The sequence below is a fragment of the Streptomyces sp. NPDC093149 genome (assembly GCF_044754145.1).
Taxonomy (GTDB): Bacteria; Actinomycetota; Actinomycetes; order Streptomycetales; family Streptomycetaceae; genus Streptomyces.
Genome location: NZ_JBIVON010000003.1, coordinates 39,422 through 62,866 on the forward strand (window position 1 = coordinate 39,422; position 23,445 = coordinate 62,866).

Consider the following 23,445-nt stretch of genomic DNA (forward strand, 5'->3'; position numbering starts at 1 on the left):
CATCACCCCGTCCAACGCACGGACCACCCCCGTGAGTTCCCCGGCGACCGTCGGGGCTGACGGTCCGTCCGGGGCGTGCGTGCGGCGAGGTGGGCCGTTCGGCCCGGTGCGGGTACGTCGAGGTCGCCGGCGAGTCCCCATGGCTCGACGACGACCTCGGTGCGACCGTCCGTGATGACCGGCTCAGTACCCCCGGCCCTGGTACGGGCGGTTGTACGGGTCCTCGTAGGGGGAGGGGGCCGGGGCGGGCCGCGGTGACGCCGGGCGCATGGCCTCGTACCCGGTGCCGGGCGCGGGCCGCTGCTGCTGCGGCGGCGGATAGGGCGCCTGGTACCCGCCGCGGGCCGCGGTCGGCTGCTGCGGGATGTACGGGGCCGGGGCGTGCTGCAGCTGTGCGGGCTGCATCGGCGCGTAGCCCTGCTGCGCAGGCTGCGGGTGGCCGTACGAGGGGTTGGGCTGGGAAGGGGCCGAGGGAAGGGCCGGCAGCGCCGCCGGGAGAGCCGGCAGATAGCTGTTGCCGGTGTCATAGGCGGCAGGCACTCGGATCGGAGCGATCTGAGGGGTGCCCCGCTCCGCGACCAGGGAGTCGTAGATCGGAGTGTCGGGGAACGACGGGGCGGCGTAGTAGCCGCCGCCGTAGGTGGAGCGAGGGGAGGTCATGACACCTAAGTTAAGCCCACGATGTGCTGGTTGGGGAGTCCCAATCTCGGGGTCATCCGTTTTACGCTGGTTCTGTCCGCCTGACCTGCTAAATCATCGCTAAGGCTTCCGATAACAGCGGGGGCAATTCCGTTGAAGGGCCCATGACTAACGGGAGTGGTGGATGGGCTGCGGGGGCGACACCCGCGTGGCACTCCCCAGGATGGAGACGGCGGCAACTCGACACCCCTGAGGCTCTGTTGGCGGAAGTCGAGCCGGCGCTGCGCGGTGGGGCCGGAATCGCCCTGCGCCGGGATTCCATTTCGCCGCGCCCCTGCACGCTCTCACCCGCACTCGATTCTTCGGTGCCGTATCAGGCCGGCCACTCGTCTCGACCCTGGAGCAGGTGCGTCGCTACTTCACGGTGCCCAAGCCGCGTGAAGCCGTACGGGCCCGGACTTCGGAGCTGATCACGCCGGACACCCGGGTGGTCATGGGGCACTCGCTGGGCTAGTGCCGTGACCGGCACTAGGTGGTCGCCTACGAGGCGCTGTGCGTGCCCCGGCCGGAGCGGCCGCGACCGACCCTGGCCACCACCCTCGGCTCCCCGCCGGGTCCGGCCGGGCTTGGTCTTCGACCGTCCGCAGCCCGCACCGCAGCAGGGCGGTACAGGGGACTGGCCGGCCCCAGTCGGGCAATGGACCAACCCGGCCGACAGCGGCGACGTGGTCCCGCTCAGATCAGCATGTTCGGCACGTCCCCGGCCGCACCACCCGACAGTGCCCCGGCCATGCCCCAGGGGCTGCGGGAGACGCTGACGGTCCGGGAGAGCCTGACCTCAGCCGCAACCGCCTTCGGCGCCGACGCCCCTGACGCCCACCGCCTGCCCGGCCCCGCGCGGGCGTGGTGGTGGAGGCGGATCCCGCATGCGGTGGTGGCCCGCGACCGCACCGGCAACAGGTTCTGCTCGTCCGACGCGGTCCGGGCCGCCGCCGTGGCATGAGGAGATCGCACCTACGAGATGCCTTGCTGTTCTTGCCGGATGGAGTTCCTGGAAAGCCCCGGCGTCCACTTCACAAGGCATCTTTCTGTTCCTGGGGGCGTTCCACCGCGACGATCCGCCAACGTCTGTGCCCGCGCCCCGGCGTCCGTCCGATCACCTGCCGGACGGGCCGCTCACGAAAGCGCGAGGTTAATATCATTTCGCTTTCTTTGGCGGACGCTGATGCCTGACCGGCAGCGCCCGTCGCCTGGCGCCCAACACGACACAACGACGTCCACCGCGCGGCGATGGAGCCGCTCATCGAGGAGGAACGTTCATGCACGCCCGGAGGATCGGCGCGGTCGCCGCAACAGCATTGGCGCTGGTGGCCGCCCGCGACCTTGTCCAGAAGAGGCACGCACTGCTCCGGAACTTCCCGGTGATCGGACACGCCCGATACCTGTTGGAGACGATCGGGCCGGAGCTGCGGCAGTACATCGTGACCTCCAACGAGGAAGAGCGGCCTTTCAGCCGTGACCAGCGCACCTGGATCTACGCGTCGGCGAAGGAGGAGAACAACTACTTCGGGTTCGGAACCGACGTGGATGTCGAGCACGTGCAGGGGCACGCCTACCTGAAGCAGCGCACGTTCGCCGACACTCTGCCCGACATGCACGACCCGCAGGCCCCACTGCCCTCGGCCAAGGTGCTGGGCGGGCCGCGTGGGCGCGCCAAGGCGTTCCGACCGGCGAGCGTGGTGAACATCTCGGCGATGAGTTTCGGATCGCTCTCCGGCGCGGCCGTCACGGCGCTCAACAAGGGGGCGGCGCTGGCGGGCGCGATGCAGAATACGGGCGAGGGCGGCCTGTCGCCGTACCACCGCAACGGCGGCGACCTCGTCCTTCAGCTCGGTACGGCGTACTTCGGCTGCCGCAACGAGGACGGCAGCTTCGACCTGGACAAGCTCAAGGATGTCGTCGCCGGCGCCCCGGTCAAGGCGATCGAGATCAAGCTCTCCCAGGGAGCCAAGCCAGGGCTGGGCGGGATGCTGCCGGGCGCCAAGGTGACCCCGGAGATCGCCGGAATCCGCGGCATCCCGGCCGGCAAGGACTGCGCCTCCCCGTCGCGGCACACCGCGTTCAGCGACGTCGACTCGATGCTCGACTTCGTCGAGCTGCTCGCCACCGAGACCGGTCTGCCGGTCGGGGTCAAGAGCGCGGTGGGGGAGATGGGCTTCTGGCAGGATCTGGCCACGCTGATGGCGCGTGGTGACCGTGGTGTCGACTTCGTGACGATCGACGGCGGCGAGGGCGGCACCGGGGCGGCGCCGCTGATCTTCACCGACTCGGTGTCGCTGCCGTTCCGGATGGGCTTCTCCCGGGTCTACGGCACATTCGCCGAGCGGGGGCTGACCGATGACCTGACCTTCATCGGCTCCGGCAAGCTCGGCCTGCCCGAGAACGCCGCGGTCGCGTTCGCTCTGGGTGCCGACATGATCAACGTGGCCCGTGAGGCGATGCTGTCGATCGGCTGCATCCAGTCGCAGAAGTGCCACACCGACAAGTGCCCCACCGGCATCGCCACCCAGAACCCGTGGCTGGCCCGCGGCATCGACCCGACCTCGAAGGCCACCAGAGCCGCTGTCTACCTGCGCACCCTGCGCAAGGAGCTGATGAAGGTCTCGGCGGCCGTCGGCGTCGCCCACCCGGCACTCATCACACCCGATGACATCGAGATCATGAACGGCGACTACGAGGCCCGCACCCTGGCCGGCGTCTACGGCTACAAGGACGGCTGGGGCCGGCTCGGCGAGCAGCTCGCCGATGAGATCACGGCGCTGCTCGCCACCAGGCCGACCTCCGTTCAGAAGCCGGTCCTCTGACGCACCGACAGTGACAAGTACGGCGCTCTTCAGGCTTCCGCCCGTATGAGAAACGCGGAAGGCCCCCGCCGACCACCTCCGGACGCTGTTGGCCGATTCGAGCCCTGTGACTTCGCCCCGCCGGATCTGTCCGGCGGGGCGAAGTCATGCGAAGTCCGCTCTCCCGCCAAGTGGCCGGAGAGCCGGTACCCCATCTTCCCTTCCGCGCGCAGGCGAGAGAGGGGTTGCCTTGAAGGTGCGGCTACGGGTGCGGTATCTCGGTGGTGACTTCGTCGTACCGGACGACATGGCCGGTGAAGGTCAACGTCGGATACCTTCGCTGGATACGTGCCTTGGCTGCGTCGACGAACGCCCACATGTCACCGGGGTCGGCACCGGACCCGAACGTGGCACTGGCCGCCCACTCGCCCTCTGTGTCTTCCACGAGGTACGCCTCGTACTTGACCGTCGAGGTTGTGCCGGCCATGGGTGTGTCGGTGTCCTTCGTGGTGGTGTTCGGTGTATCTCCACGAATGTCACCCGCGGTTTCGGCTGCCTGAGCCGCTCCCGTCGTGGTGAGAATCGTTGCAGCGGTAACCGTGCTGGTGGCGCCCAGTAGTTTCCGCCGGGACATGTCTGACACGGTCCTCACCCTCCCTCGGCACCCCCTGCGAGGGTTCGCGGCCGACGGCACAACGAGGAATCCGCCATGGAAGGATCTTGAGCTTCATTCCAACTGGCGTTCTTTCGGGTCGGGTTGGCGCGACGTGTGCAGGGCGGGCTGAAGCTTCTGGTTTTGCGTCCTGGGCATGAAAGGGCATCAGGGCGTATCGCCCCCGAGCGGCTCACGGGGCCGTCAGGGAGGCCGGGTGTCCGTCTCCATAACAGGTCCTGTGACGGGCGGAAGAGCGACATGTACCGAACGCGTCAGGATCCGGCAGTGGACACGTGGTGACCCAACTCGGTGGCCAGGCGTCGCATGACCGTACGGTTCGCGCGCCGCATCGTGGCACGGATGACGGGCGCCAGCAGGCAGTCGGCGAGCGGGACACGCGCCCAGGCGTATGTGAACGACACGTGACTTCCGCCGGTAGGCAGCGGTTCGATGGTGTAGGTGCCGTGGGCCAGGCGCCGGCCGGCCGCGCTGACGTTCCGTTCGACAATGCGCCGCGGCGGGTCGGCCTCGACGACCTCGATGGTGACGTCGGTCTTCGTACCGCCCAGCGCGGCTGTGACCGTGGCGCACGATCCGATGCCGCGGGCGGGGCCACTGTAGTGCCAGTCGGTCAGGTAGTGGTTGGTGAATCGCTCGTGGTGAGCCACGACATCGAGGAAGTCGTAGACCTGCTCGGGCGTCTGCGGTACGTCGATCAACACGGTGACAGACTTCATGTACCACACGGTACATAGCGCATGTACCAATTGGTACACTCGCGACGTGGTGAATACGGACGGCTCGCATCCTGAGGGCAAGGCCGCGCCCGGCACGGACGGGGGCCGGCGCTCTCAACTGGTCGACGCGGCTGTCGACCACGTCGCGGCACACGGCTTCGCGGACCTGAGCCTGCGCGGCCTGGGTGCCGCGATCGGCGTCAGTCACCGCATGTTGATCCACTATTTCGGCTCCAAGGAGCAGCTGCTCGTCGAGATCGTCCGGACGTCGGAACAGCGCCAGCGTGATCTGCTGTCCCGGTTCCGCCTGGATCCCGGTCTCTCGCCCTCCGATACCGCGCGGCTCCTCTGGCGGCAGCTGACGGACCCTCGACTGGCAGGTCAGGAGCGGCTCTTCTTCGAAATCTGCGGGCACGCGCTGCGGGGCCGCCCCGAGGCCGCCCCGGTCCTCGAAGGGCTCGTGAACGACTGGCTGGAGCCGCTCATGGCCGCCGAGGTCGCCGCAGGTGCGGACCCTGCCGTGGCCCGGAACCGTGCCAGGCTGGGACTCGCCACCGTCCGTGGCCTGCTGCTCGACCTGCTCGCCACCGGTGACCGCGTCGGTGTCGACGCGGCGATGGAGGAGTTCCTCCGGCTGTACTACGGCTCGAAGTGACGGAGTCGCCGATCACGATTCGGTCGTTCCGGGGCAGACTCGATCCGCCGCCCGAACTCGTCGAGCACGCGTGGGGCGTGCGCCGAATATCGAAGCCGCGCGGAGCACACGGTTGAGTTCGGGCGTCACACCGCACAAGGTGCACAGCCGAATACCGGCTGCCCAGACCCGATCCGCCGCCTGATCGCCGCTGGGCCCGTTCCTGCAGACGAGAAGACCCACCTCGTGCCGTCGGCCGCCGCCCCGCAACCGCAACTGGCCGACTTTGCGTATCAGCACGCCACCGCAGGCGCCGCACCGCGCCGTGACCTTTGCTCCTTGAGTGATCACCGGGCTCCTCACCGTCGGATGCCGCAACCGGATACTCCCGCAGGCCTGCCCGTCGGTCGACCGTGTCACCGCAGACCCGGCAGATCGGCCTCAGGACAGAGGCCTCACCCTGCAAGCGCCGTCGGCGGCAAGGGCAGCGGGCAGGCTGGTCTGCTGCCGGTCGGCGGCCTCCACAGCCCGGGCCGCGTCTTGTGGATCAGGCCGGGCTCGCGGCCGCACCGCGCCCTGAGGGGCGTGGCGCGGTGTGCTGCCGCGACACACCCGTCTGGACGGTACGCGTGTGCGGACCGTGACGGGAGACCGGTGGGACAGTGGCACGGGTGTGGGCCGACGGCAGGTCCCGACGTCAGGGAGTGTGGTCGAAGTGGGCGGTCAGGTCTGCGCGGAACCGGTCCTCGAGGAGGAGTCGGTCTGGCTGGACTTCCTCTGGCTGGAGCTGACCAATCGCTGCAACCTGCAGTGCGTGCACTGCTACACGGACTCCCACCCGCAGAGCGGCCACCGCGACCTTCTGTCGAAGGACCACTACGACAAGATCATGACGGACGCCTACGAGCTCGGATGCCGGAAGGTGCAGCTGATCGGCGGGGAGCCGCAGCTGAGCCCGCACTTCGGCCACCTCCTGGCGAGGGCGAAGCACATCGGGTACGAATTCGTCGAGGTGTTCTCCAATCTGACGCACCTCAGCGACGAAACGCTCGACTTCGCAGTGGAGCACGACGTTGCCTTCGCGACGTCGGTGTACTCTCACGACCCCGCTGTGCACGACCGCGTGACCAAGGTGCGGTCGAGCCACGAGCGCACCGTCCGGAACCTCCGCAGGCTCGTCGAGCGCGGAGTGACCGTCCGCGCAGCGGTGATCGCCATCGATCAGGGCCAGGACGACATCGACCGGACCAAGGACTTCCTGCACGGCATGGGCGTCGACTCCGTGCGCGTGGGCGACATCCGGGAGTTCGGCCGCGCGCAGGACGTCATGTCGCAGAACGCGCAGCTCTCAGGGTTGTGCGGCCACTGCTGGCGGGGACGGCTCTGCGTGAGCCCCGACGGTACGGCGTACGCCTGTGTCATGGCGCGGGAGTGGCCGGTCGGCAACGTTCTGGAGGAGGAGCTCGCGCAGATCCTCCGGAGTGGTCCGCTCGACCGGATGCGTCAGACCATCCGCGAGGAGGTGTGGGTTCCCCGGGCGCAGTCCCACGCGGACCGCTCGAAGGCCTGCGAACCCTCGGAGCTCCGGGAACCCGAGCCGTACTGCTCACCGGACGTCGGGCCTTGTGTGCCGGGCGACTGCCCGCAGAGCGCGTGCGTTCCCGACGGCTGTCCGCAAAGCTGTGAGCCGGACATGTGCCCGCAGAGCTGCGACCCCAACCCGTTCTGCTTGCCGGACGTCGAGGAGTAGAGAAGAGCGCGAGCAGCGGGGGAGCAGTACAGGACGGCGGGCGGCTGGTTCGCTCCAGGCCGTACGGCACGTCGGCATGAATCAAGCCCGTGCCTCGTCCGGGCGCCCGGCTCCCCGGCTGATACCGAAGTATCCGGAGTGAGGAGGCGCGGGCTCTGCGGTGACACGGGGATGTGCACCGCCGCGGAGGAGGTCATCTGCGGGTGACGGCGCCCAGCAGCCCGGTGACCATGAGCGCCATCGCGGCGGAGCCCCGGCGGAGAGGGCACGCCAGGACGGACGGTGCAGCAGCAGGACTGACGCACCGCCGCCGGTGGCGGGAGCCACGAGGGTCAGAAGCAGCAGCAGGCGCTCGCCGAGTTCGCCCGGGAGCGGCTGCGCGACATGACTCCTCCCGGGCAGGCGGAAGTTCCGGGTTGCTCGACGTTCGTGTGACGCGGCGGCGCTGGGATCGTGCGGAGGGCGAGTTCCCGGGGAGTCACCGACGGATCGCCGGGCGGTGGACGCACTGCTGTGGGCCCCGTGGCGCGCAGGGGATTAGGTTGTCGGAGAAAAGCCTTCGGGCAGCCGGACTCGCGATGGGGGCGAGCATGACCATGCTAAAAGGCGCCAATGTTCCGGTGGCGGCTCGGGCCGTGCGGGTCGAATTGGGGTGGCGCGCCCTTCCAGGGACACCGGACGTGGACGGCTCGGCACTCCTTCTCGTGTCGGGAAAGGTGCGCGACGACGCCGACTTCGTCTTCTACAACCAGCCGTCCCACACATCCGGCGCGGTTCGTCACGAGGGCAAGCGCACCACCGCCGACGGGGTGACGGACAGCCTCGCCGTCGATCTGGTACGCGTCGAGCCGGCCGTCGAGACCATCGTCCTGGCGGCCTCCGCGGACGGCGGCACCTTCGGCCAGGTGGCCGGGCTTCACGTACGGGTCATGGACGCGTCGAACGGTTCGGAGATCGCGCGCTTCGACAGTGCCGACGCGACGGTCGAGACCGCCTTCATTCTCGGCGAGCTCTACCGGCGCCAGGGCGCCTGGAAGTTCCGAGCCATCGGCCAGGGTTACAGCAGCGGTCTCGAAGGTCTCGCGACGGACTTCGGTATTTCCGTCGATGAACCACAGCGGCCCCAGCTGTATCAACAACCCCAAGCGCCCCAACAGACCCAGAGGGGTCCGCGGGTTGACGATCTGCCCCTGCCGCCGCCGGTCCTCCCGCCCGCGCCGCCGACGGCGCCCCCCGTACCTCCTGCCGTCCCGCCCGTCCGTCTGTCGAAGGTGACGCTCACCAAGGAGACGCCTTCGGTCTCCCTGGCCAAACAGGGCGGTACCACGGGAGTCCTGCAGGTCAATCTCAACTGGCAAGTGCGCAAACAGTTCAAGGGCTGGGCGAGCAAACTCGGCAGAGCGGTTGCCGATCACGCGGACCTCGATCTCGACCTCTGCGCCCTCTACGAGCTCACCGACGGCCGCAAGGGAGTCGTACAGGCACTCGGAAACGCGTTCGGTGCGCTCAGGCAGCCCCCTTACATCCATCTCGACGGAGACGACCGCACCGGCGCGGTCGCCACCGGTGAGAACCTCACTGTCAACCTCGACCAGAAGGACAAGTTCCGCCGCGTCCTGATCTTCGTCACCATCTACGAAGGCGCCCGGAGTTTTGCCGATCTCCATGCGACGGTCACCCTCCGGCCCCAGCACGGCGCCCCGATCGACTTCTCGCTCGACGAGTGCACCGTGCCGTCCACCGTCTGCGCGCTCGCGCTCCTCACCAACAACGGGGGAGACCTCACGGTGCAGCGCGAGGCCCGCTATCTCGTACCCGAGCGCGGAGTGAGCCCGCAGCGCACCATCGACTACGCCTACGGGTGGGGCATGAACTGGACGCCCGGCCGTAAATGACCCCCCGGGGGTCCGGTCGGTACTGCGGTCATCGGCCCACGGCCGACTCCGCTCACCGGTCCGGCGCGGCCTCGGGACGGGCGTACGTACGCCCCTTCCAGGCCGCGCCGCGCCCCCGGTGGTGCTGTACCGCCGAATCGACCGTCATCAGCAGATAGAGCGCGGCGGTGAACGGCAGCAGCGGCGCCAGCCAGAGCGACTGCCGGTAGTAGCCGAGCATGGGCATGTACGTGCCGGTCATCACCGCCCACGCCGTTCCGCCCGCCCACGCCGCCACCGGGGCCCCGCCGAGCAGCCCGGCGACGAGTGCGACCGGCGGCGCGAGATAGACCAGCGCGAGCCCCAGGACCGTCCCCAGGAGCAACGGCGGACTGTGCCTCAGCTGGGCGTACGCGCTCCGCGACACCATCCGCCACAGATCCGCCAGGCACGGATAGGGGCGCACGCTGTCCACCCGCTCCGCCAGCCCCAGCCAGATCCGCCCGCCGCCGTGCCGCACGGCCCGCGCCAGCGACACGTCGTCGATCACCGCCTGCCGGATCGACTCCGGCACGCGGGCCCGCTCCGCCGCTCCGGTCCGCAGCAGCACACACCCGCCGGCCGCCGCGGCCGTCCGGGCATCCGCCCGGTTCACCCACCGGAACGGATAGAGCTGCGAGAAGAAGTACACGAAGGCCGGGACGACCATCCGCTCCCAGACGCTCGACACCCGCAGCCGGGCCATCTGCGAGACCAGGTCGAACCCGCCCGAGACGGCGGCGGCGACGAGCTCCCGCAGACTGTCCGGTTCATGCGCGATATCGGCGTCCGTCAGCAGCAGATACTCCGGCTGCCGGGCCCGCGCCAGCGAGATCCCGTGCCGCACGGCCCACAGCTTGCCCGTCCAGCCAGGCTCCGGCTCGCCGGGCGACACCACCGTCACCGGCAGCCCCCCGTACCGCACGGACAGCGCGCGGGCGACATCGCCGGTGCCGTCCTCGCTGCAGTCGTCGACGAGGAAGATCTCCGCGACCCCCGGATAGTCCTGCGCCAGCAGGGACGGCAGGCTCACCGGCAGCATGTCCGCCTCGTCACGCGCGGGCACGACGACCGCGACGGACGGCCAGTGCTCCGGGGCCTCCCTGGGCGGCAGCCGCTGGTCGGTGCGCCAGAAGAAACCCTGTCCCAGCAGCAGCCACAACCACGCGGCCAGCGAACCCACGGCGATCCAGGCAACGGCACTCATTTGCCGCAGTCTGCCCCACTGTGACGGAACCGCAAGGGCGGTCGACTAAGGTGACCGGGTGAAGATCGCGCTCATGGACTCCGGAATCGGCCTGCTCGCGGCCGCCGCCGCGGTACGCCGCCTGAGGCCCGACGCCGATCTGGTGCTCTCCTCGGACCCGGACAGCATGCCGTGGGGGCCGCGTACCCCCGAGGACGTGACCGTCCGCGCGCTGGACGTCGCCCGAGCGGCTGCGGCCCACCGGCCCGACGCACTGATCGTCGCCTGCAACACGGCCTCCGTGCACGCCCTGTCGACGCTCCGCGCCGAACTCGAACCCGGAGTGCCGGTCATTGGTACCGTTCCCGCCATCAAGCCGTCCGTCGCCGACGGCGTCCCCGTCGCGATCTGGGCCACGCCCGCCACCACGGGCAGCCCGTACCAGCGCGGACTCATCCGTGAATTCGCCGGCCCCGTCGCCGTCACCGAAGTTCCGTGCCCGGGTCTCGCCGACGCCGTGGAGCACGCTGACGAGGCGGCGATCGACCGGGCCGTCGCCGCAGCCGCCGCGCTCACCCCGCGTGATGTGCGGGCTGTGGTCCTCGGGTGCACGCATTACGAACTGGTCGCCGAGCGCATCCGTGCCGCCGTCCGGCAGCCCGGTCTGCCTCCCGTCGCGCTCCACGGCTCCGCCGACGCAGTCGCCGCCCAGGCACTGCGCCGGATCGGGGTCGAACCCGCTCCGTCGGCCGAATCGGCCGGAGGCCTCACCGTGCTCCTCAACGGGCGCGTCGCCGACCTGCCGGAAGCCGCTCTGGCCTATGCCGAGGGGCAGCTGCTGGGGGCCGTCAGCCCCGCCCGCTGACCCGGCGCGGGCCGTCGGGCCCATCTCCGGCGTGCGGGTTCTTGAGTACGCTGCTTGACATGAGGGACCACCCCCGAAAACCGAGGCACACCGGAGCCGACCCCCACTCCGAGGTCTGGATCGGCCGGGCCACCAACCGGGCCCAGTGGGTGCTCGCCGCCGCAGGGGCGGCCTGTGTGGCGCTCGGCGTCCAACTGGCCGTGACCTCCAACTGGACCTCCGGTATCGCCCCGCTGCTGATGTCCGTGATCGGCTGCGTCGCCGCCGGACTGCTCATGCTGTTCGGCACGCTCGCCTTCGTGAACGTGGCCGTCAGGGTCGACGGGGACGCTCTGGAGGTGCGCTGCGGCCACATGGGCCTGCCGCGCCGCCGGATCCTGCTCACTCATGTGGTGGGCGCGGAATTCGCCCCTCGGGTCACCCCGCGTCAGTGGGGCGGCTGGGGCTACCGCTGGCGCCCCGAGCAGGGCACGGCCGTGGTGGTCCGCAGGGGCGAGGGGCTGGTGCTCAGGCTCGGTGACGGCCGCACGTTCACCATCACGGTCGACGACGCGGAAGCGGGCGTACGGTTCATCCGCGAGCGCCTGCACCTGCGGGCGACCGGCGCGCCGGCCGGAGCCTGACCCGCGGCACGAACCGCGGTCCCCGGGCCCCGGCAACGGCGCGGAGCGGGGTGCGACGGGCCGGCCGGGCACGACGGTTCGTGACCGAGGGGTCGTACGCCGTATCGCCCGTACCGCGACCCGCGGGCCGTTCCGGCCGCAACGCCGGGCCCGTACGCCGCATCGTTCGCCCCGTCCGGATCACCGGACGCTGCCGGCACCGTCCGGTTCATGCGTCCCGTGCGTACGGACCTCCCCGTCGTCAGCCGTGCCGCCCACGCCCGCCGTGCCCTCGCCGATCGGGCTGCGGGCCGACGCGAGCCCCGCGAGCAGCCCCGCCCCCGCGGTCACCGGCGTCAAGCTCAGCGCGTTGCCGACACTTGCCAGCACCGCGAGTGCGGTGAGCGTGGTGCCCGCGGTCAGGACGACGGCCGTGCTGCGGGGCGAGCGCCACAGCACGTACAGCAGCCACCCGAAGGACGAACCCAGCAGCACCACTCCCGTCACACCCTGCTCGGCCGCCTGCTGCAGGGGTGCCGAGTGCGGTTTGCCGTCGGAGTGGACGGTCTGCTCCACGGTGGGGCTCAGCTCGGCGAACCGTCCCGGGCCGATGCCCAGCACCGGATGTTCGCCCGCCAGCTCCGACGCGTCCTGCCACAGCTGCACCCGGTGCGCCGTGAGCGGACCTTCCAGGGACATCTTGAGGCCCTGGGGCAGCGCGTCCGCGGCGACCGCCCAGGACGTGGCGACGACGAGACCGGTGGCCAGGGCGAGCCCGGCGAGGCCGAGCAGCCGTTGTCGCATCCTGGTGGCGGCCAGCGAACACAGCAGCACCCCGAGTGCCGCGGCGAACCCGGCCACCGAGCGCAGCGCCAGCGCGGAGCAGGCGGTGCCGAGCGCGAGCAGCCGCAGGGCGAACCGCAGTGGTGCCTGCCGGGACGTCGCCGCCGCGCAGCAGGCGGCGCCCGCGGCGAGCACCAGCAGTGCGGCGGCAGCCCCGGCGTGACCGGGCGCCGTGTCCGTCGTGGCCGTGGCGCCCGGCACGCCATGACGCGAGAGGAGCCCCAGAAGGAGCGCCGCCACGGCGGCCGCCGTGGCCGTCGCCACCGGGAGCAGCGTTCCGCAGATCCGTCCGCAGGCGAAGCCCGCGGCGACGGCGAGCAGAGCCAGCAGGACACCTTCCGGGCCCGTCTCCCGTCCGGCGGCGCTGATCAACGACCAGATCGCGCAGGCGGCGAGGATCACGGCCCCGGCTCCGTCGGAAGTGCTGCCGCGTTCCCGCGCTCGGCCCCGTCCCGCTGGTGCAATCGTCACGTTCGCCCCCGACCTGTGACCGTCCCGTTCGCGATCGGCCGGACACGGCCGATCTGTGGGGGGCTGGCGCACACGGTAATGCCAGCGGCCCGGATCTGTGCGGGAAAGTGGCGAAACGATCCGGCGCGAGGGGTTCCATCACGCGAGCAGGGCTGCCTGGCACACCGCCGACCACCGTAGACTCCGCCGGGTGAGCGCCACCATCACCCCAGTCGACGACCCGCAGCGGCCCGCATCCACCCCCACGTCCAGGGGCAGACGCGTGATGCCGCGGCTCGTACGGCCTGCAGCCGCCGTGATTTCGGGAGTGCTGCTGTATCTGAGCTTCCCGCCCCGGCCCCTGTGGTGGCTGGTTCTGCCCGGCTTCGCCCTGCTCGGCTGGGTGCTGCACGAACGCAGACTGCGCGCCGGATTCGGCCTCGGCCTTCTCGCCGGGCTCGGTTTCATGCTGCCGCTGCTGCACTGGACGGGCGAGGAGGTCGGTCCGGTGCCGTGGCTGGCGCTCGCCACGGCCGAGGCGCTGTTCATCGCCGTCGGCTGCATCGGGATCGCCGCCGTCTCCCGGCTCGCCTGGTGGCCGGTGTGGGCCGCCGCGGTCTGGGCGCTCGACGAGGGGATCCGGGCCAGGGTGCCGTTCGGCGGCTTTCCCTGGGGGAAGATCGCCTTCGGGCAGGCGGACAGCGTGTTCCTGCCGCTCGCGGCCGTGGGCGGCACACCGCTGCTCTCCTTCGCGGTGGTGCTGTGCGGCTTCGGCCTCTGTGAAGCGGTACGCCGGTTCCGTATCTACCGCAGCACGGGCGAGGCGCCCCGAGCCGCCGTCGCCGCAGCCGCCGTGACCGTCCTGGTACCCGTCGCCGCGGCCTTCGCCGCCCTGCCGCTCGTGGACGACTCGCCCGAGGACGGCACCGCGACCGTCGCCGCGATCCAGGGCAATGTGCCGCAGCTCGGACTCGACTTCAACGCCCAGCGCCGCGCCGTCCTCGACAACCATGTGCGCCGCACGGAACAGCTCGCCCAGGATGTCAAGGCGGGCAAGGTTCCCCAGCCCGACTTCGTCCTGTGGCCGGAGAACTCCTCCGACCTCGACCCCTACCGGAACGCCGACGCCCGGATCGTGATCGACGACGCGGTGAAGGCGATCGGCGTACCCACCGTGATCGGCGCGGTGGTCGAGCCCGACACCGGCAAGCTGCGCAACACCCTCATCCAGTGGGACCCGAAGAAGGGGCCCGTCAGCACATACGACAAGCGGCACATCCAGCCGTTCGGCGAATACATCCCGATGCGCTCCTTCGTACGCCTCTTCAGTTCCGACGTGGACCGTGTACGGCGGGACTTCGGTCCCGGAAAGCAGGTCGGTGTCTTCGACCTGGCGGGTACGAACGTGGGACTGGTGACCTGTTACGAGGCGGCGTTCGACGACGCCGTACGGGACACGGTCGAGCACGGCAGCCAACTGATCGCCGTACCCAGCAACAACGCCACCTTCGGGCGCAGCGAGATGACCTATCAGCAGCTTGCCATGTCCAGGGTCCGGGCGGTCGAGCACAGCAGGTCCGTCGTCGTCCCCGTCACCAGCGGGGTCAGTGCGGTCATCCGTCCCGACGGGTCGATCGTCCAGCAGACGAAGCTGTTCACCGCGGACGCGCTGGTGGACAAGGTGCCGTTGAGGTCCTCGCTCACGCCCGCGACCAGGATGGGCACGCTCCCCGAAGGAGTCCTCGCGCTGATCGCCGTCGCGGGGCTCGGCTGGGTCACCGTGCGTTCGGTACGGGTGAGGCGCCGCCGCTGACCATCCCGTCCGCCGCGTAGGGTCGGGCCCATGGCTACTCCTGATTTCATCCGCGAGATCCGCGCCACCGCGGGCCAACAGCTGCTCCTGCTGCCGGGCGTCACCGCCGTGGTCTTCGACGACGAGGGGCGAGTGCTCCTCGGGCGCCGTTCCGACACCGGCAAGTGGTCGGTCATCGGCGGTATCTGCGAGCCGGGTGAGCAGCCGGCGGCGACGGCGGAGCGCGAGGTGTACGAAGAGACCGCTGTGCGCTGTGTGGCGGAGCGGGTGGTGCTCACACAGGCCCTGGAACCGGTGCAGTACGCCAACGGCGACCGCTGCCAGTATCTCGACGTCACCTTCCGCTGCCGGGCGACCGGGGGCGAGGCACGCGTCAACGACGACGAGTCGCTGGAGGTGGGCTGGTTCCCGGTGGACGCGCTGCCGCCGTTGAACGAGTTCGGGCTCTTCAGGATCAAGCAGTCGCTGACCGACGGACCCACCTGGTTCGAGCCCACCGCTCAGGAGTGACGACGGTGCCGTCGGACGGGCCCGGTTCCCCGGCCCGTCCGACGGCACGGCTCAGACGCCTCGCGCGTCGGCCGGCAGCGCGGCGGGCGCGTCCGGCTCCGGGGCGGCAGCCCCCTCGATGTCCGTGAGATCCCGGTTCCTGGTCTCCTTGGCGCAACCGACCGCCAGTACGGTGATGAGCGCCGCGGCTATGACGTACAGCGAGATGGGCGTCGAGCTGTCGAAGTCCGCCAGCAGAGCGGTGGCGATGAGCGGCGCGGGGGCACCGGCCGCGACCGATGAGAACTGCGCCCCGATCGACGCGCCCGAGTAGCGCATCCGGGTGGCGAACATCTCCGAGAAGAAGGCCGCCTGGGGCGCGTACATCGCGCCGTGGAAGATGAGCCCGACAGTGACGGCGAGCAGCAGGCTCCCGAAGCTCCGGGTGTCGATCAGCGCGAAGAACGGGAACATCCACAGCCCCACGCCGATGGCGCCGACCAGATAGACGGGCTTGCGTCCGATCCGGTCCGACAGCGCGCCCCACGCCGGAATGACCGCGAAGTGGACGGCCGAGGCGATGAGTACCGCGTTGAGCGCCGTCTGCTTGCCCAGATCTGCCGCGGTGGTCGCGTAGACGAGGATGAACGCCGTGATGACGTAGTAGCTGATGTTCTCCGCCATCCGGGCCCCCATGGCGATCAGCACATCGCGCCAGTGGTGCCGCAGTACGGCGACGAGCGGCATCTTCTCCGTCGCGCCGGCGGCGGACTTGCGCTCCTCGGCCTGCGCCAGCGCTGCCTTGAACACCGGCGATTCGTCGACCGAGAGACGAATCCACAGGCCGAGAAGCACCAGAACCCCGGAGAGCAGGAAGGGGATGCGCCACCCCCATGCCCCGAAGGCCGAGTCCGACATCAGCGCGGTGAGAGCGGAGAGCACCCCGGTGGCGAGCAACTGCCCGGCCGGAGCTCCGGTCTGCGGCCAGGAGGCCCAGAATCCGCGCCGCTCGGGGTCCCCGTGCTCCGAAACCAGCAGCACGGCCCCACCCCATTCACCACCGAGGGCGAAGCCCTGCACCAGACGCAGGAGGGTGAGGAGCACGGGGGCGGCGGCCCCGACCGTGGCATGCGTCGGCAACAGCCCGATGGCGAACGTCGCTCCGCCCATCATCAACAGACTGAGCACCAGCAGCTTCTTCCGGCCGAGCCGGTCGCCGTAATGCCCGAACACCAGGGCGCCGAGCGGCCGGGCGGCGAAGCCGACCGCGTAGGTCAGGAACGAGAGAAGCGTGCCGACGAGCGGGTCGGACTCCGGGAAGAACAGCTTGTTGAAGACCAGCGCGGCGGCTGACCCGTACAGGAAGAAGTCGTACCACTCGATGGTGGTCCCGATGAGACTTGCGGCGACGATGCGCTTGAGCGAGCGGGTGTTCGGTGGGGCGGATGCCGAGGCGGCCATGGGTACCACTTCCGGGCGGTTGGCGGGGACGGTTTCGTGTCGCCACACCGTAGGAATGGGCAGGTCAGAGGCACATGTGGCGGGACACCATAGTTCTTGGGCCGGGTGTGCGCGGGGCCACCATGACAGGCATGTCGAGACTGCTTCGAGGACCGTGCTGAAGGCCGGCAGGTGCCTGTCAGGATTGCGCTATTAGGCATGGTTTATTGCCCTGGTGCTGACTCCCGTGCTGGTTTGGTGCTGACCTGAAACCGCATGTCAGCAGCCCTGATCACCTGTCCCGTGCTGACTTGGTGCTGACTACGCAGCGTTGAACTTCGGCATTCGGGGAGGATCGGGCGGGTAGTGTTTTCCTTTTCCGCGCGCCTGCGGTCAGGCCTGGCGGGTTTCTGCGGAGCCGGACATGGTTGGCGGCACGTGGTCCCGCACCGGCAGGCCCCCGCACCGTGAAACCCGTACATAGGCGGCCGGATGAACCGACGCGACCACACGCATGCCCCGCCAACCGCCGCTTCACCACCATCGACCCGGAACCCTCCACGGCCGGAACGCCCAACTCCTCGCCGTACGCCTATGTCAGCAACGCCCCCAACCAGTCCGCCCCCCTCCGGCCGTTGTCTCCTGTGCTTCTCCGCAGTAATCGGCGAACCGTCGCCACGCGGTGTGAGACCAACGTGGCTGGTTACCGGAGTCACCAAGCAGCCGGGCAGCGGCAGCGCATCGGACAGGCCATCGACTACGCCGACGTCCCCCGCGACGACATCGCCCCCGTCCTCGCGGAACTCGTGCGCCGGCCCGGCATCCGCCGCCGCATCCTCGAACTCACCGCAGGACCCCCCCATCGCGGACGCCGTTGCCTGCGCAGCTGCAGCTCCAGGTCACAGGTTCCGTGGTGGCCGATGCCCGTCATGTCCCCCGTGAAGCCGGGGATGAGGTCGACCTCTTTCGGGACGGCTCGGAGGTCGACGAGTGTGCGAAGCCGCGGCAGTGGCAGGCGGAGCGCAGGGATGGCTTCCATGTGCTGAGGCGCACGTACACCTCGATCGTCCTTGAGGGTCGGGAGTCCGTGGTGACACTGGCCAGGTGGCTGGGGCACTCGTCTGCAACCATCACGCTGGACCACTATGCCCACTTCGTGCCGGAGGCGCGTTGCCCGATCGACAGTCTGCTCGATGGTCAGGCCAATGGAGGCATGGCTCCAAGCTCCGCAGATTTTCCCCCGGCTCGTCCGTGAGCGCGCTATCTGCGCGTCTGCACGTATTCAAGTGACAAGGATTCAGGGCAAGCCGACTGCTTGTCCCAGTCTCCAGGGCACCTTCGTCATGAAGTTGTCTACCGCGTCGCGCTGACCTGCGATGCAGCTTCATTCGCCTCTGACCGGCGCAGATGAATCTTTCAGGGTCTTTCAGGGGCGTGCCGTCTTATGTAGTCGATTCTCCCCAGACGCTCCCCAGCAGCGCTGATCCTCCCCAGATCCCCCCAAGGAGGGCCGCAGCGACGGACGGCGGGAGACGAAACTTGGCGCTGCCGCAGGCACGCTGAGTGACTGTACTGAACTTGAATGGGTGACGTCGGGGGACGGTAAGTGTGGTGGCGCCTCGAGCTGCTCCGCGGATGGCTGCTGCGCCAAGATGAGCGCATGACCGAGAGCGAAGCGGATCTGCTGGTGTTGCTGCGCGAGCTCGATGATCCGGAGTGGCTGGAGTGGCCGCAGCACTACGACCGTGGCGAGACCGCAGTCCACTTCGGTGCTCTGGTGGCCCGGCTCGAAGGTGACTTCGCAGCTCGCTGCACGGCCGAGCAGGACACCCAGGGCTCCAGCGAGTACGGGCGCGTCGTCGTGCCCGGGGACGCAACCATATGCGGCACCCGGATCGTCGTCTGCGTGAGCAAGTTCGGCTCACTGGCTCTGGTCTGCGCAGACAACCCGGGAGCCTTCCTCGGAACGGATGACGCCCAGGCCGAGGGCGAGCTGGACGGCGCGGACCTTGCCAAGGTCAACCGGGCGCTGGTCGAGCTTGGCTATGTCGTGGTTGGCGAGGAACTGCTGGAGAGCGACTACGACGGGCCGAGCCGACTGCCCTCGCACGTTCAGCGGCCCATCTGGTGGGATCGCTTCTTCGGCATCTTCTGATGATCACGCCGGTAGAGTCAGGCTGGTGCCGGCCAGGCATCCGTCGATAACCTCCGGCCTGTACTGCAGCATCTTGAGCTTGCGTCACAGCGCGGGTGACCTGGCCAAGGTCGGCGGCGGCCAGGTTGCCGATGTCGCGTTTGACCAGGGACCAGATGCCCTCCTGCGGGTTGAGGTCCGGGGCGTATGTCGGCAGTTGGAACACGGTGAGCCATGAGGCGTTGGCCTCGAAGAACTCCCTCAGTGGCGCGACCAGGTGCATGCGCAGGTTGTCCCATACGAGCACGATCGGGCCGCCGAGCTGTGTATGGGCGCGGATGACCAGGTCGCGGTCGCCCTTCCAGCCGAAGACCTTCGGTTCGTTCTTGCGGCCCCGGTACTCGCGGATCGCGTAGAACATACGGGACCGCTCACCCGGCTTGTAGCAGGTCATCCCCGCCATAGAACTCGGCCCGATCCCCGCCCCCGCACGTGGACGACCGGAGTGCTGCCCCTACGGCCCCAGGTCCTGGCACGCGGCGGCGTCATCGACTGGCCGGCCTCGTCCTCGAAGACCACCCAACCGCTGTTCGCCGCCGCGGTGCTCTTACCCGCGGCCACACCTCTTGTTTCCACAACTCCACCGCGTCGTCGTCACGCTCGATCGCGCGCCGCGTCGGCTGCTGCCAGGACCAGCCATAGCGTCGCAGCAGTCGCCACGTGCCCTCCACGGTGTACGAGACGTGGAACAGCCGGTCGATCACCGTCTTCACCCGGGCCAGCGTCCACCGCTGGTCGGCCCACCCGTGTGCCAGCGGACCGCGCTCCAACTCCCTCTCCAACCTGGCCATCTGCGCGTCAGATAGCCGGGGTCGACCAGGCGACCCCTTGGAGGCCACTCCGACGTGGCCGCCCTCGCGCCACTGGCGTCGCGAACGTTCCACCGACCGTTCCGAGACCCGCAGCGTGGCAGCGATCTCCCGGTTCTTCCCGCCAGCCTCGAAGCGAGTCACGGCCTGGCGCCGGATCTGCTCCCGCGCGGCTCTCTCGACGTCGGTCAAGCCGCCGCCCTGCGGATATCTCACCGAACGAGGATTACCGAGGCCACCTTCACGCTGTCTGGCGAACAGCCCGACATCACCCGATCAAGTTCAGAACCTGCCGCTGTCCCTCAAGGAGTACGCCGTGCTGGAGGTGCTGATGCGGGGCGCGGGGCACGGTGGTCAGCGCCGAGGAGCTCCTGGAGAAGGCGTGGGACGCCAACACCGACCCGTTCACCACCGTCGTCAAGGTCACGATGAGTAAGCTGGGTGCCAAGCTCGGCAACCGCCGGTGATCGTCACCGTCCCGGGCAGCGGGTGCCGCTTGTGAAGCACGGTCGGCATCTCACGCCACTGCGCGCCTGTCCTGAACCGCCAGATCGCCCCCCAAACTGATCCCGCAGCCGCTCGGGGTACGGGCCGTACTCAGCTATCGGCAGGAGCGGCTCGGCCAACTTCCACTGTTCGTCGGTCAGTTGCCTGCGCGTCGCGATCGTCTTCCCACCGGATCCGCCTTCCAGGCGGATCCGGGTCTGCAAGATTGATCACGACATCACACAGGCCCCATTCAGGGGGGCCGACTCCGTTGCCTCGTTCGAGGTCAGCCCTGCTCTGCGGCGTTCACCCGACGCTGCGCCAAAGTGCGTTGCCGATGCAGCCGCAGCCCCGCCTTGGCCATTTCCGCACGGCCTCGCTCAGCGAGATGGTCGGCACCACATCGGTCCGCCAGTTCGATACCCTCGAACAGCAGCTCGGCTACCCTGTCGGTGCGGCCGTCGCGCCTGAGCTCCGCGCCGAGGTCAATCAGCGCCTCAGCGTACGCGTGCCGGTTGGGGGACCGGCTCAGTACCTTCACCGCGCGCTCTCGCTGGGGCAGCGCCTGCCCGTCCTCGTCCACCGCCGCGCCGAAGCACAGCGCCTCACCGATGGCGGTGGGCGTGCCATAGCGCTCTGCCCGATGCAGCATCTCCGCTGCGAGGGCGCGGGCGCGCTGGGGGTCTTCCTCGGCGATGGCGATGGCGAGGTATCCCGCCCAGGGACACCAGGTCGGGTTGAGGATGCCCTTGGCTTCCAGCCGTTTCCCGGCCGCGGTGAGTTGTGCCACGGCCTCCTCGCGCAGACCACGGGCGAGAAGCAGTCGTCCGTAGACGGTTTGGGAGTCGGGAAAGGCCACCGCGTTCGGGTAGGGGGGCGCGAAGTCGTACGTCTCGGCGACGCGAAGCGCCTCCTCGACGCGGCCCCGGGACAGCAGGACGTCCAGCAACAGTCCGACGGCATACCATTGGGCGGGCACCCGGGGGCCCACCCGTTCGGCCAGGCGCACTCCCTCACGCGCGCAGTCCTCTGCTTCGACGAGCATCCCGCGCCGGAACCAGACCAGGCCGAGGAGAGTGAAGCTGAAAGAGAGGTGGGCACCACTCCACCCGACCTGCTCGCACTCTGCGATGGCCGAACTGAACAGCTCTTCCGCGCGGTCGCACTCGTCGGCGTACATGTAGCTGAGCGCGGTCAGGCTCGGGAGTTCGAAACCCCAGTCCGGGTCGGTGTAGCTCAGTCCCAGGGCACGTGCGGCGATGGCCAGCGTGTTCGCGGTCGGCTCCCCGCGCAACATCGCGTCCCAGGTTCGAACGCACAGCAGGGCCCGTTCCTCGATGTCCTTTCCGGGCACGTGCTCGGCAAGCTGTAGGAGCCGACGGGAGCGCTCGGACGCCTGCGCCTCGTGCGCGTCGAAGGCCAGCCACAGATAATGCGCTGCCTGCAGGCGCAGCCGCGCTCGAGCGGACTTTGCCTGTGCTGCCTCGGCGCCCGCGACGGCGGCCGCTCTGGCGGGCTGGTCGTTGTGGGCGAATGCCTGAGCCAGCCGGAAGGTGGCGTCCTCCCTGAGCGCGGGGTCCAGGAAGGGCTGCTCCAGGGCTGCCGTGAGGTGATTGACGGTGACGGCCGGGGCAGTGAGCAGGGCAGAGCAGCCGAGTTCGTAGAGCACGCCCGCGCGATCCTCGGGCGCCGGCGGTTCGCGCAGCGCACGTTCCAGACAGCGTCGAGCCGCGTCGGGCGCGCCAAGACGGAGATTCTCGCGCGCGGCAGCGCGCAGTTGAAGGACGGTGTGTGGGTCGTCCTCGGGATGGGTCTCGAGCAGATGCCGAGCGGCGGCTGTGACGCCCAGGCCCGCGTCGGCCACCGCCCAGGCGGCCTGACCGTGCAGCGCGGTGCGGGTGGTCGGCGGGATGGCCTGGTACACAGCGGTGGCGACGAGTGGATGGATGAACTCGAGTGTCCGGCTGCCGGTGAGAATACGGGCGACGCGCAGCCGGTCCACGGCGTCCCGGGCCTCGGCCGGTGGCAGTCCGGCCACTGCTGCGGCCAGCTCCGGGGAGATCTCGGTGCCGAGTACCGCGGCGGCCCAGGCAAGCCGGACAGAGGCGTGGCCGAGCCTCTCCAGCCGTTTGACCAGTCCGGCGCCGCGTGCGCTGGCAGCGAGTTCGCGCAGCAGGGAGGCCGACTCCGCGTTCGGGGCGAGGCTGCGGTCCCGGACCTTGGCGATGAGCTCGACGGCCTCGTAGGGGTTGCCGCCGGTGACCGTCCAACACTCGCGGCAGAAGAGGTCGTCGGCTTCCGCTCCGAGCGAACTTCGCACCAGTTCGCTTACTGCCTCCGGGCTGAGAACGTGCAGGGGGATCGGGCGTCCGCTGCGGCCGTCGATCAGTTCGCGGAACGTCGCGGCCTCGGTGGGCACTTCGTCCGGGCGGTAGCCGAGGACCACCAGCACGGGAAGTTCCTGCGCTCTCACCGCGAACGCGGCGAGCCAGGCGAGTGACTCCAGATCACCCCAGTGGGCGTCGTCGAGAACGATCACTATCGGTGCCCGTCGCACGGCCAGCTGGGTGACGACCCAGTCCAGACCGTCCCGGACGCCCTGCGGGTCCGGGGCGGCGGTACCGGTCTGCTGAGCGAACAGACCAACGGCCGGGCCGGCGATCTCGTACCACCCGCCGAATATCTCGCGACGCTCGGCCTCGGTGCAGGAAGCGAGGACGGGCTGCAGCAGCTGGCGTACGACATGGAAGGGGACGGTGTGCTCCTGCTCGCCGCCTCGGGCAGACAGTACAGTGCAGCCGCGGGCAGTGGCGATGCGCCGGATCTCGGCCAGCACGGTCGTCTTGCCCAGCCCGGCGGCAGCGCTGAAGAACAGCAGCCCACCCTGCTTGCCTTCGCGGTCCCCGCCGCCTGCGCAGATCCCCTCCACCGCATTCCGAGCAGCGACTACCTCGTTTTGGCGCTCGTACAGGGGCTTACCCACCCGATCGCGTCCGTCCACGACGGTGGTCCTCTCGGTGCGGTGACGTTCCGACACTTTATTCCCCCTGCTCTGCCAGCATGCTGGGAAGCCTAGCGAAACACACATATATACGGC

General features: G+C 69.6%; 18 protein-coding genes and 3 pseudogenes. 11 read left to right on the forward strand and 10 right to left on the reverse strand.

Annotated features, from left to right (window positions below; genetic code table 11):
• Nucleotides 1-183: 183 nt before the first annotated feature.
• Nucleotides 184-660, reverse strand: coding sequence for a DUF6643 family protein (locus ACIQCZ_RS10645; RefSeq protein ID WP_402281340.1), 477 nt, complete (start codon nt 658-660; stop codon nt 184-186).
• Between the two features lie 724 nt (nt 661-1,384).
• On the opposite strand from ACIQCZ_RS10645, the gene ACIQCZ_RS10650 reads away from it, so the two are divergent.
• Together ACIQCZ_RS10650 and ACIQCZ_RS10655 are read left to right on the forward strand one after the other, a co-directional pair.
• Nucleotides 1,385-1,642 (forward strand): hypothetical protein, encoded by a 258-nt coding sequence (locus ACIQCZ_RS10650; protein ID WP_402281342.1) that lies wholly within the window; start codon nt 1,385-1,387, stop codon nt 1,640-1,642.
• Between the two features lie 316 nt (nt 1,643-1,958).
• Nucleotides 1,959-3,503, forward strand: a complete 1,545-nt coding sequence (locus ACIQCZ_RS10655) for an FMN-binding glutamate synthase family protein (protein ID WP_402281343.1) — start codon at nt 1,959-1,961, stop codon at nt 3,501-3,503.
• Between the two features lie 241 nt (nt 3,504-3,744).
• Here the strand turns inward: ACIQCZ_RS10655 and ACIQCZ_RS10660 are convergent, their stop codons facing one another.
• Nucleotides 3,745-3,969: a hypothetical protein gene (locus tag ACIQCZ_RS10660; RefSeq protein ID WP_402281344.1), complete on the reverse strand. Its 225-nt coding sequence runs from the start codon at nt 3,967-3,969 to the stop codon at nt 3,745-3,747.
• Nucleotides 3,970-4,409: 440 nt separating this feature from the next.
• On the reverse strand, nt 4,410-4,874 hold the full coding sequence (locus ACIQCZ_RS10665) for an SRPBCC family protein (protein ID WP_402281346.1): 465 nt from the start codon (nt 4,872-4,874) through the stop codon (nt 4,410-4,412).
• Between the two features lie 46 nt (nt 4,875-4,920).
• Between ACIQCZ_RS10665 and ACIQCZ_RS10670 the strand changes: the two genes are divergently transcribed.
• From ACIQCZ_RS10670 to ACIQCZ_RS10680, 3 genes are all read left to right on the forward strand, one after another.
• Nucleotides 4,921-5,529, forward strand: a complete 609-nt coding sequence (locus ACIQCZ_RS10670) for a TetR/AcrR family transcriptional regulator (protein ID WP_402281347.1) — start codon at nt 4,921-4,923, stop codon at nt 5,527-5,529.
• A gap of 694 nt (nt 5,530-6,223) precedes the next feature.
• Nucleotides 6,224-7,258 carry a radical SAM/SPASM domain-containing protein gene (locus ACIQCZ_RS10675; RefSeq protein ID WP_402281348.1) on the forward strand — a complete coding sequence of 345 codons (1,035 nt, stop codon included), beginning with the start codon at nt 6,224-6,226 and terminating at the stop codon, nt 7,256-7,258.
• A 578-nt stretch (nt 7,259-7,836) separates the two neighbouring features.
• Entirely contained in the window at nt 7,837-9,153 is a 1,317-nt protein-coding gene (locus ACIQCZ_RS10680) for a TerD family protein (protein WP_402282135.1), read from the forward strand.
• A gap of 52 nt (nt 9,154-9,205) precedes the next feature.
• On the opposite strand, the gene ACIQCZ_RS10685 is transcribed toward ACIQCZ_RS10680, so the two are convergent.
• Nucleotides 9,206-10,378: a glycosyltransferase gene (locus ACIQCZ_RS10685; protein WP_402281349.1), complete on the reverse strand. Its 1,173-nt coding sequence runs from the start codon at nt 10,376-10,378 to the stop codon at nt 9,206-9,208.
• A gap of 58 nt (nt 10,379-10,436) precedes the next feature.
• On the opposite strand from ACIQCZ_RS10685, the gene ACIQCZ_RS10690 reads away from it, so the two are divergent.
• Together ACIQCZ_RS10690 and ACIQCZ_RS10695 are read left to right on the forward strand one after the other, a co-directional pair.
• Nucleotides 10,437-11,222 (forward strand): glutamate racemase, encoded by a 786-nt coding sequence (locus ACIQCZ_RS10690; protein WP_402281350.1) that lies wholly within the window; start codon nt 10,437-10,439, stop codon nt 11,220-11,222.
• 59 nt (nt 11,223-11,281) lie between these two features.
• On the forward strand, nt 11,282-11,845 hold the full coding sequence (locus ACIQCZ_RS10695; protein WP_402281352.1) for a hypothetical protein: 564 nt from the start codon (nt 11,282-11,284) through the stop codon (nt 11,843-11,845).
• A 180-nt stretch (nt 11,846-12,025) separates the two neighbouring features.
• On the opposite strand, the gene ACIQCZ_RS10700 is transcribed toward ACIQCZ_RS10695, so the two are convergent.
• On the reverse strand, nt 12,026-13,069 hold the full coding sequence (locus tag ACIQCZ_RS10700; RefSeq protein ID WP_402281353.1) for an O-antigen ligase family protein: 1,044 nt from the start codon (nt 13,067-13,069) through the stop codon (nt 12,026-12,028).
• Between the two features lie 259 nt (nt 13,070-13,328).
• On the opposite strand from ACIQCZ_RS10700, the gene lnt reads away from it, so the two are divergent.
• Both lnt and ACIQCZ_RS10710 read left to right on the forward strand, forming a co-directional pair.
• Nucleotides 13,329-14,930, forward strand: a complete 1,602-nt coding sequence (lnt, locus tag ACIQCZ_RS10705; protein ID WP_402281354.1) for an apolipoprotein N-acyltransferase — start codon at nt 13,329-13,331, stop codon at nt 14,928-14,930.
• A gap of 30 nt (nt 14,931-14,960) precedes the next feature.
• Nucleotides 14,961-15,440 (forward strand): NUDIX hydrolase, encoded by a 480-nt coding sequence (locus tag ACIQCZ_RS10710; RefSeq protein ID WP_402281356.1) that lies wholly within the window; start codon nt 14,961-14,963, stop codon nt 15,438-15,440.
• A 51-nt stretch (nt 15,441-15,491) separates the two neighbouring features.
• On the opposite strand, the gene ACIQCZ_RS10715 is transcribed toward ACIQCZ_RS10710, so the two are convergent.
• On the reverse strand, nt 15,492-16,880 hold the full coding sequence (locus tag ACIQCZ_RS10715) for an MFS transporter (RefSeq protein WP_376294853.1): 1,389 nt from the start codon (nt 16,878-16,880) through the stop codon (nt 15,492-15,494).
• A 1,639-nt stretch (nt 16,881-18,519) separates the two neighbouring features.
• On the opposite strand from ACIQCZ_RS10715, the gene ACIQCZ_RS10720 reads away from it, so the two are divergent.
• Complete coding sequence (locus ACIQCZ_RS10720; RefSeq protein ID WP_402281358.1) at nt 18,520-19,014, forward strand: hypothetical protein; 495 nt, start codon at nt 18,520-18,522, stop codon at nt 19,012-19,014.
• A 184-nt stretch (nt 19,015-19,198) separates the two neighbouring features.
• On the opposite strand, the pseudogene ACIQCZ_RS10725 reads toward ACIQCZ_RS10720, so the two are convergent.
• Nucleotides 19,199-19,456: pseudogene (locus ACIQCZ_RS10725) on the reverse strand (DDE endonuclease); the annotation flags it as partial.
• A gap of 82 nt (nt 19,457-19,538) precedes the next feature.
• Nucleotides 19,539-20,078 carry a winged helix-turn-helix domain-containing protein gene (locus tag ACIQCZ_RS10730; protein ID WP_402281359.1) on the reverse strand — a complete coding sequence of 180 codons (540 nt, stop codon included), beginning with the start codon at nt 20,076-20,078 and terminating at the stop codon, nt 19,539-19,541.
• 79 nt (nt 20,079-20,157) lie between these two features.
• Here ACIQCZ_RS10730 and ACIQCZ_RS10735 point away from each other — a divergent pair.
• Nucleotides 20,158-20,364: pseudogene (locus ACIQCZ_RS10735) on the forward strand (winged helix-turn-helix domain-containing protein); the annotation flags it as partial.
• Nucleotides 20,365-20,369: 5 nt separating this feature from the next.
• Here the strand turns inward: ACIQCZ_RS10735 and ACIQCZ_RS10740 are convergent.
• Nucleotides 20,370-20,527, reverse strand: a pseudogene (locus ACIQCZ_RS10740) (transposase); the annotation flags it as partial.
• A 107-nt stretch (nt 20,528-20,634) separates the two neighbouring features.
• Nucleotides 20,635-23,349: an ATP-binding protein gene (locus tag ACIQCZ_RS10745; protein WP_402281360.1), complete on the reverse strand. Its 2,715-nt coding sequence runs from the start codon at nt 23,347-23,349 to the stop codon at nt 20,635-20,637.
• Nucleotides 23,350-23,445 lie beyond the last annotated feature (96 nt).

What these genes read in the sequence shown, in the direction of transcription:
- ACIQCZ_RS10645 (WP_402281340.1), bottom strand. Translation starts at nt 660, where the DNA reads ATGACCTCCCCTCGCTCCACCTACGGCGGCGGCTACTACGCCGCCCCG.
- ACIQCZ_RS10650 (WP_402281342.1), top strand. Translation starts at nt 1,385, where the DNA reads ATGTTCGGCACGTCCCCGGCCGCACCACCCGACAGTGCCCCGGCCATG.
- ACIQCZ_RS10655 (WP_402281343.1), top strand. Translation starts at nt 1,959, where the DNA reads ATGCACGCCCGGAGGATCGGCGCGGTCGCCGCAACAGCATTGGCGCTG.
- ACIQCZ_RS10660 (WP_402281344.1), bottom strand. Translation starts at nt 3,969, where the DNA reads ATGGCCGGCACAACCTCGACGGTCAAGTACGAGGCGTACCTCGTGGAA.
- ACIQCZ_RS10665 (WP_402281346.1), bottom strand. Translation starts at nt 4,874, where the DNA reads ATGAAGTCTGTCACCGTGTTGATCGACGTACCGCAGACGCCCGAGCAG.
- ACIQCZ_RS10680 (WP_402282135.1), top strand. Translation starts at nt 7,837, where the DNA reads ATGGGGGCGAGCATGACCATGCTAAAAGGCGCCAATGTTCCGGTGGCG.
- ACIQCZ_RS10685 (WP_402281349.1), bottom strand. Translation starts at nt 10,378, where the DNA reads ATGAGTGCCGTTGCCTGGATCGCCGTGGGTTCGCTGGCCGCGTGGTTG.
- ACIQCZ_RS10695 (WP_402281352.1), top strand. Translation starts at nt 11,282, where the DNA reads ATGAGGGACCACCCCCGAAAACCGAGGCACACCGGAGCCGACCCCCAC.
- ACIQCZ_RS10710 (WP_402281356.1), top strand. Translation starts at nt 14,961, where the DNA reads ATGGCTACTCCTGATTTCATCCGCGAGATCCGCGCCACCGCGGGCCAA.
- ACIQCZ_RS10715 (WP_376294853.1), bottom strand. Translation starts at nt 16,880, where the DNA reads ATGGCCGCCTCGGCATCCGCCCCACCGAACACCCGCTCGCTCAAGCGC.
- ACIQCZ_RS10720 (WP_402281358.1), top strand. Translation starts at nt 18,520, where the DNA reads ATGACCGAGAGCGAAGCGGATCTGCTGGTGTTGCTGCGCGAGCTCGAT.